The 15889-nt window shown below is 31.6% G+C and carries 15 protein-coding genes; 13 read left to right on the forward strand and 2 right to left on the reverse strand.

Annotation, left to right across the window (positions count from 1 at the left end; genetic code table 11):
* Window positions 1-125 precede the first annotated feature (125 nt).
* Window positions 126-2132, forward strand: a complete 2007-nt coding sequence (ligA, locus tag WN975_RS03120; protein ID WP_337965169.1) for an NAD-dependent DNA ligase LigA — start codon at window positions 126-128, stop codon at window positions 2130-2132.
* Complete coding sequence (locus WN975_RS03125; protein ID WP_337965170.1) at window positions 2119-2814, forward strand: hypothetical protein; 696 nt, start codon at window positions 2119-2121, stop codon at window positions 2812-2814. Before ligA ends, WN975_RS03125 begins: the two co-directional genes overlap by 14 nt.
* Here the strand turns inward: WN975_RS03125 and WN975_RS03130 are convergent.
* The gene (locus tag WN975_RS03130; RefSeq protein ID WP_337965171.1) at window positions 2800-3711 is read right to left on the reverse strand and encodes a metallophosphatase; all 912 of its coding nucleotides are present in this window, start codon (window positions 3709-3711) and stop codon (window positions 2800-2802) included. The genes WN975_RS03125 and WN975_RS03130 overlap by 15 nt on opposite strands.
* 111 nt (window positions 3712-3822) lie before the next feature.
* Entirely contained in the window at window positions 3823-4602 is a 780-nt protein-coding gene (locus WN975_RS03135; RefSeq protein ID WP_337965172.1) for a 5'-nucleotidase, read from the reverse strand.
* 47 nt (window positions 4603-4649) lie between these two features.
* Here WN975_RS03135 and WN975_RS03140 point away from each other — a divergent pair, with 47 nt between their 5' ends.
* From WN975_RS03140 to WN975_RS03190, 11 genes are all read left to right on the forward strand, one after another.
* Window positions 4650-5162, forward strand: coding sequence for a hypothetical protein (locus tag WN975_RS03140; protein WP_337965173.1), 513 nt, complete (start codon window positions 4650-4652; stop codon window positions 5160-5162).
* A 27-nt stretch (window positions 5163-5189) separates the two neighbouring features.
* On the forward strand, window positions 5190-6071 hold the full coding sequence (gene dapA / locus WN975_RS03145; RefSeq protein ID WP_337965174.1) for a 4-hydroxy-tetrahydrodipicolinate synthase: 882 nt from the start codon (window positions 5190-5192) through the stop codon (window positions 6069-6071).
* A gap of 136 nt (window positions 6072-6207) precedes the next feature.
* Window positions 6208-7008 (forward strand): outer membrane protein assembly factor BamD, encoded by an 801-nt coding sequence (gene bamD, locus WN975_RS03150; RefSeq protein WP_337965175.1) that lies wholly within the window; start codon window positions 6208-6210, stop codon window positions 7006-7008.
* 4 nt (window positions 7009-7012) lie between these two features.
* Complete coding sequence (locus tag WN975_RS03155; RefSeq protein WP_007807938.1) at window positions 7013-7330, forward strand: DNA-directed RNA polymerase subunit omega; 318 nt, start codon at window positions 7013-7015, stop codon at window positions 7328-7330.
* 18 nt (window positions 7331-7348) lie between these two features.
* Window positions 7349-8563 carry a bifunctional phosphopantothenoylcysteine decarboxylase/phosphopantothenate--cysteine ligase CoaBC gene (gene coaBC / locus WN975_RS03160; RefSeq protein ID WP_337965176.1) on the forward strand — a complete coding sequence of 405 codons (1215 nt, stop codon included), beginning with the start codon at window positions 7349-7351 and terminating at the stop codon, window positions 8561-8563.
* Window positions 8564-8631: 68 nt separating this feature from the next.
* On the forward strand, window positions 8632-9516 hold the full coding sequence (locus WN975_RS03165; protein ID WP_337965177.1) for a DUF4835 family protein: 885 nt from the start codon (window positions 8632-8634) through the stop codon (window positions 9514-9516).
* A gap of 49 nt (window positions 9517-9565) precedes the next feature.
* A complete protein-coding gene (gene recN / locus WN975_RS03170) occupies window positions 9566-11218 on the forward strand; it encodes a DNA repair protein RecN (RefSeq protein WP_337965178.1) in 1653 nt (550 codons plus the stop codon).
* A 107-nt stretch (window positions 11219-11325) separates the two neighbouring features.
* Entirely contained in the window at window positions 11326-12516 is a 1191-nt protein-coding gene (gene fabV / locus WN975_RS03175; RefSeq protein ID WP_337965179.1) for a trans-2-enoyl-CoA reductase family protein, read from the forward strand.
* Window positions 12517-12644: 128 nt separating this feature from the next.
* Complete coding sequence (locus WN975_RS03180; protein ID WP_337965180.1) at window positions 12645-13643, forward strand: glycosyltransferase; 999 nt, start codon at window positions 12645-12647, stop codon at window positions 13641-13643.
* Window position 13644: 1 nt separating this feature from the next.
* Window positions 13645-14241, forward strand: coding sequence for a dephospho-CoA kinase (gene coaE, locus WN975_RS03185; protein WP_337965181.1), 597 nt, complete (start codon window positions 13645-13647; stop codon window positions 14239-14241).
* Window positions 14242-14300: 59 nt separating this feature from the next.
* Complete coding sequence (locus tag WN975_RS03190) at window positions 14301-15887, forward strand: HAMP domain-containing sensor histidine kinase (RefSeq protein WP_337965182.1); 1587 nt, start codon at window positions 14301-14303, stop codon at window positions 15885-15887.
* Window positions 15888-15889 lie beyond the last annotated feature (2 nt).

Consider the following 15889-nt stretch of genomic DNA (forward strand, 5'->3'; position numbering starts at 1 on the left):
CATCGTTTTGCAGCTTGATTTTTGATTTTATAAAACTTTAGGTTTTTACTGTTTTTGAACAAAAAAAAATCCTAATTTTGATATTCAATTATTCTAAATTACAACCAGCACCATTTTATTATCATATGAATATTCAAGAAACAATCCAGGCTTTACGAAACGAACTTAATCAGCACAATCACAACTATTATGTGTTAGATAACGCCACAATTTCTGATTATGAATTTGATATTAAACTAAAAGAATTACAAGATTTAGAAAATAAACATCCGGAATTTTTTGATGAGAACTCGCCAACACAGCGAGTAGGAGGAACCGTTACAAAGAATTTTAAGACCATTGCGCATCAATCCAGAATGTATTCGCTGGACAATTCTTATTCTAAAGAAGATTTATTAGACTGGGAAACCCGAATCCAAAAAGTTTTAGGAAACGTCAATTTGCAATATACATGCGAGTTGAAATATGATGGAGCATCAATAAGTATAACCTACGAAAACGGAAAATTAGTTCAGGCTTTAACACGCGGAGACGGTTTTCAGGGAGACGAAGTAACTAATAATATCAAAACCATAAAATCAGTTCCTTTACAGTTAAAAGGTAATTTTCCGGAGAGATTTGATATTCGTGGCGAAATTATTCTGCCATTTGCAGGTTTCGAAAAAATGAATCAGGAACTAATTGAAATAGGAGAAACACCTTATTCAAATCCAAGAAATACAGCTTCCGGAAGTTTAAAATTACAAGACAGTGCTGAGGTTGCAAAACGACCATTAGAATGTTTATTGTATTTTGTAACCGGAAATAATTTGCCATTTTCTACACAATATGAAGGATTAGAATCCGCTAGAAAATGGGGATTTAAAGTCCCAAACGAAGCAAAACTAGTCAATAATATGCAAGAAGTTTTTGACTTCATCGATTATTGGGATGTTCACCGCCATAATTTGCCTTATGAAACAGATGGAGTTGTTATAAAAGTAAACAGCATTCAGCATCAGGAAGAATTAGGATATACAGCAAAATCACCACGTTGGGCAATTGCATATAAATTTAAGTCAGAGCAAGTTTCGACTAAATTAAAATCAATTTCATATCAAGTTGGTCGTACTGGAGCAATTACTCCGGTCGCAAATTTAGAACCGGTGCAATTGGCTGGAACTATTGTAAAAAGAGCTTCTTTGCACAATGCAGATCAAATTGAGAAATTGGATATAAGAATAAATGATACCGTTTTTGTTGAAAAAGGAGGTGAAATTATTCCTAAGATTATTGCAGTAGATTTATCGCAAAGACCAGAAAACTCAGAAGTAACACAATATATCACACATTGTCCGGAATGTAAAACTGAATTGGAAAGAAATGAAGGCGAAGCAAATCATTATTGCCCCAATTTTTACGGATGTGCTCCACAAATTATTGGACGTATTCAGCATTATATTTCAAGAAAAGCAATGGATATTGAAGGACTTGGAGGAGAAACAGTTGCGTTGCTTTTTAAAAATGATCTAGTTCACAATTATGCCGATTTATACGAATTAAAAGTCGAAGACATTTTGCACCTGGAAAGAATGGCGCAAAAATCAGCTGAAAATTTGGTAAAAGGTGTTGAAAAATCAAAAGAGATTCCTTTCGAAAGTGTTTTATTTGCATTAGGAATTCGTTTTGTTGGAGAAACCGTAGCTAAAAAATTAGCCAAACATTACAAAAACATTGACGCATTAAGTAAAGCTTCTCTAATGGATTTGATTCTGGTAGATGAAATTGGCGAACGAATTGCCAAAAGCGTAATTGAGTTTTTTGAAAACGAAGAAAACAAAACAATAATTGAACGTTTGAAAAATCATGGAGTTCAATTTGAAATTGTAGAAAAAATAAATCCAAATGCGACCGAGAAATTCATCGGAAAAACATTTGTAGTTTCTGGAGTCTTTGCCCAATTCTCAAGAGATGAATTAAAGAAAACAATTGAAGATAATGGCGGGAAAGTAGGAAGTTCAATTTCTGCTAAAACTGATTTTGTAGTTGCAGGAGATAATATGGGACCCGCAAAATTAGAAAAAGCAAGTAAATTAAATATCCCAATACTATCAGAGCAAGATTTTATAAACAAACTAAATGAAAGCGAATAAACCATCGTTGATTTTATTCTTTCTGGCATTACTGTTTACAATCATCTTCGATTGGACGGGACAAGATTTCTTGGGGGTTTACGCCAAAGCAATCGTACTTCCGTCAATTTTTATTTATTACTTAATTAGCAGCGAATTCAAAATAGGAAAAACAGAAGGTTTAATCTTTCTGTTTTGCTTTATAGGTCAGGTATTCGATTTAATGGCTATCGAGGTTTCCGAAATTGGAGGAGTAATAAGTTTCTTAGTAGTTTATCTTTTGATAGTGAAACTTTTTATGCGGGAACACGAACGGATAAAATTGGCAAAAAAAGATATTTTGCCAATCTCTATCGTCGTTATTTTTATTGTTTATTTACTTGTTTCAGTGTTGAGTTTACAACTCGACAGCATGAAAAAATTCAATATTATTTATACTTTCTACGGAATCGTTCTCAGCGTTTTAAGCTGCTTCTCCTTTATAAGTTATATAACAAAAGGCACACATCTGGCATTGTTAATGTCGCTAATGGCAATTAGTTATATATTCTCAGATATCTTTTATATCTTCAATGAGTACTTTTCTTATTCCGTAGTTTTAGTTTTAATTCGTGATGTAACACAAATTCTGGGATACTTTTTTATGGTCGAATATTTTCTTGAAAAAGCAAAAGTTCAAAAGAGAATATTATACAACAATTGATCTTCCCTGATTAGTATGTGCTTTATCTTTATCAAAATAAAAATCTATTCTTCCTAAATTAATTCCGTAGCAACCAACTTGATTAACCAAAACATCTTGTTGCGCTTTATTTTTTACAACAGTTGGTTTGTCTAAGAAAGTGTGCGTATGTCCACCAATAATCAAGTCAATATCCTGAGTTTGTGCAGCAAATTTTAAATCAGAAATTTTAGATTCATCATCTTTATATTTATAACCTAAATGCGAAAGACAAATTACCAAATCACATTTTTCTTGTTTTTTTAGTAATTGCGTCATATCCTGAGCAATTTCTACAGGATCATTATAAACAGTTTCCTTGTACATTTGTTTATCAACCAAACCGGCAAGTTCAATTCCTACACCAAAAACACCAACTTTAATTCCGTTTTTGTGGAAGATTTTATAAGGTTTTACAAGACCGTTCATGACCGTATTTTTAAAGTCATAATTAGAGTTGATAAATTCAAAAGTAGCATGAGGCATTTGAGCATGCAAACCATCAAGACCATTGTCGAAATCGTGATTTCCAATAGTAGATGCGTCGTATTTCATCATACTCATTAACTTAAATTCAAGTTCACCACCATAGTAATTAAAATATGGAGTTCCCTGAAAAATATCTCCGGCGTCTAATAAAAGCACATTTGGATTTTCTTTACGAATAGTTTCTATAAGAGCCGCTCTTCTTGAAACACCGCCTTTATTAGGATTACGAGGATCATCAGCCGGAAAAGGATCAATGTGGCTGTGAACATCATTAGTATGAAGAATCGTTAAGTGTTTTATATCGTTAGTTTCAAAACTGCTTAATGACAAACCTAAACTTAATAAGGCAGTACTTGCGGCTGTTTTTTCGATAAATTCTCTTCTTTTCATTTTATATATTTTTTTACGAAAACTGTAATATAATTTGCTAATGTTTTTTCTTTGTCACTATTATCACGAATTTATAATAATCAGAATTCGTGTAAATTCGTGTCGAACTTTTTATTCTTCTGTAATTCGAATATTTTTTGCTATCGGAATAGTATCAACTTCTTTGAAATAATCAATCAATACATCTCTCAGTTTGTAATTCAAATCAAATTTCTGAACACCTTTAGCAAAGAAAGTCATACTATCACCACCATTTGCCAAATAATCATTTGTAGCTACATAATAGATGGTATTAAGATCAAGAGGTTTTCCCTGAATTAAAATATTTTTTGCAGTATTATCTTTTGCAATCGTAAAAGTCATTCCTGATAAAGGCTGAGGTTTTTTCTCCTTAATAATATAAGCAGCGATATCCAGAATTTGTTGTCCTTTTAAAGCAACAACAACAAGATTGTTTTCAAAAGGCATAATCTCAAAAGCCGTTCTTGTAGTTACATTACCTTTAGGTAAAATAGCACGGATTCCACCATGATTTAATAAACACAAATCAATGCTCTTTTTCTCGCGAGCTTTAAAAACAAGATTTCCACGTTCTACACAAACATCGGCTAATAAACTTCCGATACTTGTTTGCCATTTTCCCGTACTTTTATCAAGAGTTTCAGGACAATATGCAAGCACGCTGTCCAGGTCTTTGTTGATATGATCGCGATATGGCTTTATAAATTTTTCAATTTCAGGAGTTTCTGCACCCTTTTCTGTAATTGGAAGCTGTTTTCCCTCTATCTTCGTTAAATTATAATTTTTCTGACTACAGGAAAATATAAAAAAAAGTGTTAAGAATATAACAAAAAGTTTCAAAAATCCGTTATACTTTTTTAGTTTTACCATCTTAAATGCGACTTAAATAATTAATTTTGTAATCTGGTAAAAGTACTATGTTTTTAAATTATATAAAGGAAATTTTTGTAAAAAAATCATTAAAAAATAACCTGCATAATGTCAAAAACGAAGTCTTTACAAGTAATGTGCAAACAATTGGTTTATTGATCGATGAGAGTGATTTTAGTCATTCGCAAGAGTTAATAAACGAATTAAAACTACAGGGAATATCGCCTGAGAGTATAAAAGTTGTTGCGTACAGAGATAAATTTAAGGAGAAAGAAACGTATTCGAAGCCTACTTTTGGTAAAAAACATATCAAATGGAATGCAGAGATTACAGAAGATTTTCTAAATGAGTTTATAGATACAGAATTTGATCTTTTGATTAGTTATTATAATATCGAAAAAGTGATTTTGATGATGATAACCAGTAAATCGAAAGCTAAATTTAAAGTAGGATTTTCATCAATCGATAAAAGCTTAAACCGTTGGATGATGAATACTGCTATAGAGGATTACAAACTTTTCGTAACAGAATTGTTTAAGTATTTAAAGAGTATAAAATAAAATATAAATTAGAATATAAATTAGAATATGCAATCATTAATAGGAACTGGTGTTGCGCTTGTAACTCCATTTAAAAAAGACTTTTCAGTAGACATCGAAGCTTTACAGCGCATCGTTAATTTTTCGATCGATGGAGGAGTTGAATATCTTGTAGTTATGGGAACAACAGCAGAAAATGCTACCTTAACACAATCCGAAAAAGAATTGGTTATAAAAACAGTAATCGATGTCAATAAAGGAAGATTGCCTTTAGTTCTTGGAGTTGGAGGAAATAATACAATGCAAATTGTAGAAGAATTAAAAACAGGAGATTTTTCAGCATTTGATGCGATTCTTTCTGTTTCTCCTTATTATAATAAGCCAACACAAGAAGGAATTTATCAGCATTTTAAAGCAATTGCAGAAGCATCGCCAATTCCGGTGATTTTATATAATGTTCCGGGAAGAACATCAAGTAATATGTTGCCCGCAACAGTAGTGCGTTTGGCAAAAGAATTCACTAATATTGTAGCAATAAAAGAAGCTGCAGGAGATTTAGCTCAGGCTATGCAATTGATAAAAAATGCACCAAAAGACTTTCTTGTAATTTCAGGAGATGATATGATTGCATTGCCAATTGTTTTAGCTGGTGGAGCAGGAGTAATTTCTGTAATTGGACAAGGTTTTCCGAAAGAATTTTCAGAAATGATCCGTTTAGGATTGAACAGAAAAGTAAATGAAGCATTTAAAACACAATACTTTTTATCAGATTGTATTGATATGATTTTTGAGCAGGGAAATCCTGCCGGAATCAAACAAATCTTTCAAGCCCTTGGTATTGCTGAGAATGTTGTACGTTTGCCATTAGTAACCGTAGACGAATCTCTGGCAAACAGATTGAATGAATTTGTTAAAAAAAGCATTAAATAAGAGTCAGATTACCGGTATTTTAATATACCAAAAAATATTTTGTAGTAGCTAAATTAATAACTAAATTTGCCACCGGAACTTCGGTGTGATTTTGCTTTGGCATAATTGTCTAAGAAATCATAATAAAAGTAAGAAAATGAAAAAAATAGTATCTCTATTAATTGTTGTTGTCCTTTTTTGTTCTTGTAGTGATTACCAAAAAGCATTGAAAAATGAAGATGTTGCGGCAAAGTTTGATATAGCAACAAAGATGTATGATGCAGGAAAATATTCAAAAGCAATTCGTCTTTTTGAGCAATTAGCACCTACATATAGAGGTAAGCCTCAGGCGGAGAAATTATTTTATATGTTTTCTCAGTCTTATTATAAGACAAAACAATATTATTTAGCTGGTTACCAGTTTGAAAGCTTTGTTTCAGGATATCCTCGTAGTGAGAAAGTTCAGGAAGCAGCTTTTCTTGGCGCTTTTAGTTACTCAAAATTAGCTCCTGTATATAGTTTAGATCAAACAGATACAGTAAAAGCTTTAGAGAAATTACAAGCATTTATTGATAACTATCCAAACTCTGAATACATTGCTCAGGCAAATGAAGCTGTTAAAATTTTGAACGGTAAATTAGAGAAAAAAGCATACGAAAATGCTAAAGGATACAATACAATTTCAGATTATAAATCAGCATTAATTGCGTTTGATAATTTTATCGCTGATTTTCCAGGAACACCATTCAAAGAAGATGCGTTGTTCTATAAATATGATTCAGCATACCAATTGGCAATAAATAGTGTTCCTTCAAAAATGGAAGAACGTTTAAACGTTGCAAAAGCAGCTTATAATAACTTAATAAAGTTCAACAGCGCTACAAAATACAAAGTGAAAGCAGACGAAATGAATGCTAGAGTTGAAACTGATTTACAAAAATTTACTAAAATAAAATAAAGTCATGGATTTAAAAAAGACGAATGCTCCTGTAAATACAATAACTTACAATAAAACAGTTATTGAAGAGCCAACAGGAAATGTGTATGAAGCAATTACCATTATGGCTAAAAGAGCAAATCAAATTAATTCTGAAATTAAAAAAGAATTAACTGAAAAATTAGAAGAGTTTGCTACTTACAATGACAGTCTTGAAGAAGTTTTTGAAAATAAAGAGCAAATTGAAGTTTCTAAATTTTACGAAAAATTACCTAAACCACACGCTTTAGCAGTACAAGAATGGTTAGATGGTAAAACTTACCACAGAGGTTCAAACAAATAATAAAATAATATAGTATAAATGTCAGTTTTAAACGGGAAAAAGATTTTACTGGGAGTTTCTGGTGGAATCGCAGCCTATAAAACAGCTTCATTAGTACGACTTTTTATAAAAGCAGGTGCACATGTCCAAGTGATAATGACACCTGCTTCTAAGGATTTTGTAACTCCACTTACGTTATCTACGTTATCAAAAAATCCTGTACATTCCAGTTTCTTTAATCAGGATGATGAAGATGCAGTTTGGAACAATCATGTTGATTTGGCACTTTGGGCCGATTTAATGTTAATTGCTCCCGCAACAGCAAATACATTGTCGAAAATGACTACGGGAAACTGTGATAATCTTTTAATTGCAACTTATTTATCGGCAAAATGTCCAGTTTACTTTGCTCCGGCAATGGATTTGGATATGTATAAACATCCGTCTACTTTATCCAGCTTTGCTGCTTTAAAGCAATTCGGTAACATAATGATTCCTGCTGAAAACGGAGAATTAGCAAGCGGTTTATCTGGAGAAGGCCGAATGGCAGAACCAGAGAATATTATTGCTTTTCTTGAAGCTGATTTAGAAAGTAAATTGCCTCTTAAAGGAAAAAAAATACTAATTACTGCCGGACCAACATACGAAGCGATAGATCCTGTACGTTTTATAGGAAATCATTCTTCAGGAAAAATGGGGTTTGATATTGCAAATGAAGCAGCTAATTTAGGAGCACAAGTGATTTTAGTAGCTGGACCAACACATTTTAAGGCTAAAAATAATCTGGTTGAAGTTATCAATGTAGTTTCAGCGCAAGATATGTATGATGCTTGTCATTTACATTTTAACGATGTTGATGTAGCAATTGCGGCAGCAGCCGTTGCAGATTACAAACCTAAAGTTGTGGCTTTGCAAAAGATTAAAAAAGCAGCTAATGATTTTACGATCGAATTAGAAAAGACAAAAGATATCTTGGCATCATTGGGTGCAATCAAAAAAAATCAATTTTTAATAGGTTTTGCTTTAGAGACTGAAAATGAAATTGAAAATGCTAAGTTGAAAATTCAGAAAAAAAACTTAGATTTGATTGTTTTAAATTCCTTACAAGATGAAGGAGCCGGTTTTAAAAAAGAAACCAATAAAGTTACCTTTATTGATAAAGATTTTAAAATCGAACCAATGGAATTGAAATCAAAAGAATTTGTAGCTGTTGATATTTTAAACAAAGTTGTTTCGCATTTTGTGAAATCATAAAGAGTTAAAATACGAATTAAAAGCAAGAATAGTATTACTTTTGTAATTGAACCCAAATTAACTTTCGTATGAATAAAATAGTTACATTTTTAGTTTTCTTTATTTTTGGCTTTACGCAGGCACAACAGCTAAATTGTACTGTAACTATTAACACAGAAAGATTACCAAATCCTAATCAGCAGGTTTTTAAAACGCTTCAGACTTCTTTGGCTGAGTTCGTGAATAAAACAGATTGGACGGGATCAGTTCTGAAACAAAACGAACGAATCAATTGTTCGATGTATATTACATTGTCTTCTAATAGTTCAGATCAATTTACAGGAACAATCCAGGTGCAATCATCTCGCTTGATTTTTAATTCGACCTATTCATCTCCGGTTTTAAATTATAACGATAAAGATTTCAGTTTCAGGTATACAGAATATGAACCATTGTTGTTTAATCCTACAACATTTGATTCGAATCTTGTTTCTGTGATTTCTTTTTACAGTTATTTGATTTTGGGAATGGATGCAGATACTTTTCAAATGGGAGCTGGAAATCAATATCTTGAAACCGCTCAGAATATCGCAAATGTTGCCCAACAAGGAGGTTCTAAAGGCTGGAGTCAAGCTGATGGAATTCAGAATCGTTACTATTTAATAAACGATATGATTTCTCCAATGTATAGTGATTTGCGTCAGGTCACGTATGCTTATCATACAGGTTTAGATTTGATGAGTCAGGATTTGAAAGCATCAAAAGAAAAAATAAAAGATGCACTCCTTATCATTGGTCGATTTAGTACTGTAAAACCCAATGCTTTTTTGACGAGAGTATTTTTCGATGCAAAATCAGATGAAATCGTTTCTATATTTTCAGGAGGTCCAAATATTCCTGTTACAGATTTGACAGACGTTTTGAATAAAGTCTCGCCATTGAATTCTACAAAATGGTCGCAAATTAAATTTTAATTATTTAATTTCACCCCATCATTAACTTTTATATTTACAAATTTTCTCTATGATTACTTCGCTGTCAATTAAAAATTATGCTCTAATTGAAAAACTTGCCATTGACTTTTCAAAAGGTTTTTCTATAATTACAGGTGAAACAGGTGCGGGGAAATCAATTATATTAGGTGCAATTGGACTTGTTTTAGGAAAAAGAGCCGATCTTACTTCGTTAAAAAACAAAGAAGAAAAATGTGTAATCGAAGCACATTTTGAGATTTCTAAATACAATCTAAAAGAATTTTTTGAAAGTAACGATCTTGATTACGAAGATGAAACTATTATTAGACGCGAAATATTACCTTCAGGAAAATCTCGTGCATTTATAAATGATAGTCCCGTAAATCTTCAGGAACTACAAGATTTAAGTTTGTTTTTGATTGATATACATTCGCAACAGCAAACTCAGGAATTATCAGACGAAAGTGTTCAGTTTAAAATTATTGATGCAATTGCAAATAATGGAGAAACCATATTGTCGTACCAAAAGTTACTGAAAGAATATAAAACAGATAAAAGCAAACTAAATGCTTTGTTGAAAAAACAAAGTGATTCAGGAAAAGAATTGGAATACAATACTTTTTTATTGAATGAATTGGTTGTTGCTAAATTGAAATCAGGCGAACAAGAAGAGTTGGAAGCTGATTATGAGAAACTAAATAATGTTGAAATTATTAAAGAATCAATTGATAAATCATTGGTAATTGCTAATGAAGAACAATTTGGTGTTTTTCATAATCTAAATGAAATTAAAGCTTCTTTGCAAAAAATCGCTTTATTTTCGCCGGAATATCAAAGTTTATTCGAAAGAATAACAAGTGTCGCAATTGAAGTTGATGATGTTTCGAGAGAATTGCAAAATGCATCAGAGAAATTATTAAATGATCCGGCGCAATTAGAATTAGTAAGTCAGAAATTGCAATTGATTTACAATTTACAGAAAAAACATCAGGTTAAAACTGTAGACGAATTATTACAAATTCAGGCAGACTTAGAAAATAAAGTTTTAGAATTGGATAATATTGAAGAAGAAATAACAGTTTTATCAAAATCGATAGAGCAAAAAACTTCAGAATTAGATACTTTTTCAGCTACAATTCATCAGGAAAGAATAAATGCAATTCCGGTTTTATCGAATCAATTAGTTTCAATACTGGAAACTTTAGGAATGCCAAATGTTCGTTTCAATATGGAATTATTGCCTTCTGAAACCTATTTCAATAATGGAAAAGACGAATTGCAATTTTTATTCTCTGCCAATAAAGGAACTGATTTTGGATTATTGAAAAAAGTAGCTTCAGGAGGAGAAATGTCTCGTATAATGTTGGCTGTCAAAGCGATTTTGGCACAATATTCAAAATTACCAACCTTGATTTTTGATGAAATTGATACAGGAGTTTCAGGAGAAATTGCTATTAGAATGGGAGAGATAATGAAAGAAATGAGTGGGAAAATGCAAATCTTCGCCATTACACATTTACCTCAAATAGCAGCAAAAGGAGATTCGCACTTTAAAGTTTCGAAATCTACAGTTGACGACGATACACAATCAGAGTTGAAACTTTTGTCTCAGGAAGAAAGAGTTACCGAAATTGCTCAAATGTTATCAGGAGCAGTCGTTTCAGATTCGGCTTTAAATCATGCTAAAGCCTTGTTGAACTAAAGAAATAATTTATATTTGTCATCTTAAAGCTAATTAAACAAACGTAAATTAGGTGAACTATCTTTAATAAAGAAAGAATTACCCAATTGCGAATAAAAAGGAAAAAAATGATTATAGAACCTAGAATGAGAGGATTTATTTGCTTGACATCTCACCCAAAAGGAGCCGAGCAAAATGTTAAAAATCAAATAGAATATATAAAATCAAAAGGTCCAATTGCCGGAGCAAAGAAAGTATTAGTTATCGGAGCTTCTACAGGATTTGGTTTAGCTTCAAGAATTACAAGCGCTTTTGGATCTGATGCTGCAACAATTGGAGTTTTCTTTGAAAAACCACCAGTTGAAGGTAAAACAGCTTCACCAGGATGGTATAATTCTGCAGCTTTTGAAACAGAAGCTCACAAAGCAGGTCTATATGCAAAAAGTATCAACGGAGATGCTTTTTCAAACGAAATAAAAAGACAAACTTTAGATTTAATTAAAGCGGATTTAGGACAAGTTGATCTTGTAATTTACAGTTTAGCTTCTCCAGTGCGTCAACATCCTGTAACAGGAGTTTTGCACCGTTCAGTTTTAAAACCAATCGGACAAACTTTTACAAATAAAACAGTAGATTTTCATACCGGAAAAGTTTCTGAAGTTTCTATTGCTCCGGCAAATGAAGAAGATATTGAAAATACAGTTGCTGTAATGGGCGGTGAAGACTGGGCAATGTGGATTGATGCTTTAAAAGCAGAAAATTTATTGGCAGACGGAGCTACAACAGTTGCTTATTCTTATATCGGGCCATCATTGACAGAAGCAGTTTACCGTAAAGGTACAATTGGTCAAGCAAAAGATCATTTAGAAGCTACAGCATTCTCTATCACAGATAGTTTAGAGTCTATTGGAGGAAAAGCTTATGTTTCTGTAAACAAAGCATTAGTTACACAAGCAAGTTCTGCGATTCCGGTAATTCCTTTATATATTTCTCTTTTGTATAAAATCATGAAAGAAGAAGGAATTCACGAAGGTTGTATCGAGCAGATTCAGCGTTTATTCCAAGACAGATTGTACAATGGATCAGAAGTTCCTGTTGATGAAAAAGGCAGAATTAGAATTGACGATTGGGAAATGCGTGATGATGTTCAGGAAAAAGTGGCTAAACTTTGGTTAGAAGCTACAACTGAAACATTACCAGCTATTGGTGATTTAGCAGGATACAGAAATGATTTCTTGAATCTTTTTGGATTTGAATTTGCAGGGGTTGATTATGCAGCAGAAGCAAATGAAGTTGTAAATATTGAAAGTATCAAATAAATACAAAAAAAAATACCCTTATAAATGAAAACCATTCGTCACAGCGAATGGTTTTTTTATGAATATAACATATCTTTGTTAAAATTTTTAATTTTAAAATATTTCCACTTTAATACGCACATCCCATTATGATTTTTTCTTTAATTATACCCGTGTATAATCGTCCAGATGAAGTAGATGAACTTTTAGAAAGTCTCTCAAAATCTGATTATAATGAAGCTTTTGAAATTGTTCTAGTCGAAGATGGATCATCAATTCCATGCAAAGACGTTGTGATGACATATCAGGGAAAATTGAATATTTCATATTATTTCAAGGAAAATTCAGGACCAGGAGATTCCAGAAACTTTGGGATGCAAAAGGCGAGAGGAGATTACTTTATCATTTTTGACTCAGATTGTATTATTCCGTCTAATTATTTAACAGAAGTTAGAAAAGCCTTAGATCAGGAATATGTTGATTGTTTTGGAGGTCCGGACAGAGCATTGGATAGTTTTTCGAGTATTCAGAAAGCGATTAATTTTGCAATGACGTCCTTCGTGACAACTGGAGGAATTCGTGGTGGTTCTGAAAAAATTAATAAGTTTCAGCCAAGAAGTTTCAATATGGGAATTTCAAAAAAGGCGTTTGAAGCTTCAAAAGGATTTGGAAATATTCATCCGGGAGAAGATCCGGATTTATCAATTCGATTATGGAATTTAGGATTTGAAACCAGATTGTTTTCAGAAGCTTACGTTTATCATAAACGAAGAATTGACTGGGAGAAATTCTCAATTCAAGTACATAAATTTGGAATTGCCAGACCTATTCTTAATAGTTGGTATCCGGAACATAATAAATTAACTTTCTTTTTTCCGACGTTTTTTATCCTCGGATTATTATTAGCTTTTTTACTATTAATTTTCAATTTTGATATATTATTACAATTATATTTTGTATATTTCGGTATGGTTTTTCTTATAGCAAGTATTCAAAATAAAAGCATCAAAATTGGATATCTTTCTGTAATTGCAGTTTGGAAACAATTTTATGGTTATGGAACGGGATTTTTAGAATCATTTATAAAAATTATTCTTTTAAAGAAAAAACCACAAGAGGCCTTTCCTCGTATGTTTTTTAAGGTATAGTATGACAAAAGTTATAGGCTTAACAGGCGGAATAGGAAGTGGTAAAACAACTATTGCAAACTATTTTGCAGAAATGGGAGTTCCGGTTTACATTGCTGATGATGAGGCCAAAAAAGTAATGCAATCTCAAAGTATTGTCAATGAAATAAAGGCAACATTTGGAGAAACACTTTTTGAAAATGATGTTTTAAACAGAGCAAAACTGGCTGAAATTGTTTTTAATAATGCAGATCAATTAGCAAAATTAAATGCTATTGTTCATCCGGCTGTGAAGAGTGATTTTGAAATTTGGTTATCAGAACATAAAAAATATCAATATGTGGTGTACGAAGCCGCAATTTTGTTTGAAAGTGGTCGTTATAAAGATTGCGATGTTATTGTAACAGTTACTGCCCCGGAAGAAATTAGAATTGAAAGAGTTCTAAAGCGAGATAATACCATACGAGAACAGGTTTTAAGCAGGATAAAAATGCAGTGGAATGACGAAAAACGAATTTCCTTAAGCAATTTTGTAATTAATAACAGTAATCTTAAAATTGCTAAAGAAGAAGTTGTTAAAATTCTTAAAATTTTAAATATAAAACAAAATCAGTCTTAAATGTTAATATTTGGTTAATGTATTATTTAGTATATTGTTAAAATATTAATTTTGTTTCGATGAATAAATTATTTTTTAGAATACTTGTTTTACTTATGAGTTTGTCCTTAATAGGGATTATTCTGGTTCAAGTATATTGGTTCAATTCTTCGTTCAAAAACAATGACGAACAATTTAAATACCACGTTACCCAAGTAATCGGTAATGTTGCTGATAAACTTGAGCAGCAAGAAGAGTATAGTTTTTATGATAAATGGAATCGTTTAAAAGACAGTACTGGTAAAATTCCCAAGAAAGAAGATTTACTTGAAGTACTATATGTACAAAGAAATACCAAGACAAATAAAACGATCGTTTATTCTAACACACTTACATCCGAGGATTATGATATAAGTGGTTCACTTTTCAATAAAAAGTTTAGTAGCGAAAGATTTAAAAATTTTAGTTCGAAAAGAGTAACTGAAGTTTATAACAATAATAACAATATTGATAATAGTACTTTAGGACAAAGTTTAATTCCGGATCTTAAAATTGAAAAGTCGGGAAGTTTAGATCTTTTGAATAAAGTTCAAATGGAAATTTCGATAAAGGATTTTGCAGATGCATTACCAATCGACGAAAGAATTTCTAAGATTAAATTGCAAAACCTTCTAAAGAAAGAATTAGAAGAATATGGTGTAAAAACCAAATTTGAATTCGGAGTTCTTAATAGTGGTTTATCGACAAAAATAAAGTCAGATGGATTTCATTATGATAAAGATGCTAGTTATCATGTACCGATATTCACTGATAATGAAGGAAGCAGTAGATATGAATTGTATATAACGTTTCCTCATAAAAAGAAATTTTTACTTTCTGAATTGTTGAGTATCACTATACTATCGATAATATTTACATTGATTATAATAGTTGCTTATACAAGTGCATTGAACCAATTGATACGTCAAAAACATATTTCTGAAATCAAGACCGATTTTATTAATAATATGACGCATGAGTTTAAAACTCCAATTGCAACAATAAATTTAGCACTCGATGCAATTAGAAATCCTAAGATTATTGAAGATAAAGAGAAAGTTTATCGCTATCTTCAAATGATTCGGGACGAAAATAAAAGAATGCATGCTCAGGTTGAAAACGTTCTTCGTATCTCTAAATTAGAAAAAAGAGAACTTGATATAACAAAAGAACCAACTGTAATTCATGATATCATTGATGATGCAATTGAGCACGTAAACTTAATTTTGGAAGACAGACAAGGTACAGTTGTAAAACACTTTAATGCAGCAAGAACAACGTGTTTGATTAACGAAGTGCATTTTACAAACGTATTGGTAAATATTTTAGAAAACGCTATAAAATATTCACCGGATGCCCCTGAAATTGAAATTTTTACAGAAAATGTAAAAGACATGATTCTGATAAAAGTAAAAGATAATGGTCTTGGTATGAGTAAGATAGCTCAGAAACGAGTTTTTGAAAAGTTTTATAGAGAACATACTGGAGATTTACATAATGTAAAAGGACACGGTTTAGGTCTTGCTTATGTAAAAAGAATCGTAGAAGATCATAATGGACAAGTATATGTTGAAAGCGAAAAAGGAAAAGGTAGCACCTTTATAATAAAAATACCATTAATAAATTAAAA

This window comes from uncultured Flavobacterium sp., from assembly GCF_951805225.1.
In the GTDB taxonomy this organism is placed as follows: Bacteria; Bacteroidota; Bacteroidia; order Flavobacteriales; family Flavobacteriaceae; genus Flavobacterium.

Bases quoted from the DNA above. Each gene is read 5' to 3' on its own strand.
- WN975_RS03135 (WP_337965172.1), bottom strand. From the start codon at position 4,602: ATGGTAAAACTAAAAAAGTATAACGGATTTTTGAAACTTTTTGTTATA.
- WN975_RS03125 (WP_337965170.1), top strand. From the start codon at position 2,119: ATGAAAGCGAATAAACCATCGTTGATTTTATTCTTTCTGGCATTACTG.
- WN975_RS03140 (WP_337965173.1), top strand. From the start codon at position 4,650: ATGTTTTTAAATTATATAAAGGAAATTTTTGTAAAAAAATCATTAAAA.
- fabV (WP_337965179.1), top strand. From the start codon at position 11,326: ATGATTATAGAACCTAGAATGAGAGGATTTATTTGCTTGACATCTCAC.
- coaBC (WP_337965176.1), top strand. From the start codon at position 7,349: ATGTCAGTTTTAAACGGGAAAAAGATTTTACTGGGAGTTTCTGGTGGA.
- bamD (WP_337965175.1), top strand. From the start codon at position 6,208: ATGAAAAAAATAGTATCTCTATTAATTGTTGTTGTCCTTTTTTGTTCT.
- dapA (WP_337965174.1), top strand. From the start codon at position 5,190: ATGCAATCATTAATAGGAACTGGTGTTGCGCTTGTAACTCCATTTAAA.
- ligA (WP_337965169.1), top strand. From the start codon at position 126: ATGAATATTCAAGAAACAATCCAGGCTTTACGAAACGAACTTAATCAG.
- coaE (WP_337965181.1), top strand. From the start codon at position 13,645: ATGACAAAAGTTATAGGCTTAACAGGCGGAATAGGAAGTGGTAAAACA.
- recN (WP_337965178.1), top strand. From the start codon at position 9,566: ATGATTACTTCGCTGTCAATTAAAAATTATGCTCTAATTGAAAAACTT.
- WN975_RS03165 (WP_337965177.1), top strand. From the start codon at position 8,632: ATGAATAAAATAGTTACATTTTTAGTTTTCTTTATTTTTGGCTTTACG.
- WN975_RS03130 (WP_337965171.1), bottom strand. From the start codon at position 3,711: ATGAAAAGAAGAGAATTTATCGAAAAAACAGCCGCAAGTACTGCCTTA.
- WN975_RS03180 (WP_337965180.1), top strand. From the start codon at position 12,645: ATGATTTTTTCTTTAATTATACCCGTGTATAATCGTCCAGATGAAGTA.
- WN975_RS03190 (WP_337965182.1), top strand. From the start codon at position 14,301: ATGAATAAATTATTTTTTAGAATACTTGTTTTACTTATGAGTTTGTCC.
- WN975_RS03155 (WP_007807938.1), top strand. From the start codon at position 7,013: ATGGATTTAAAAAAGACGAATGCTCCTGTAAATACAATAACTTACAAT.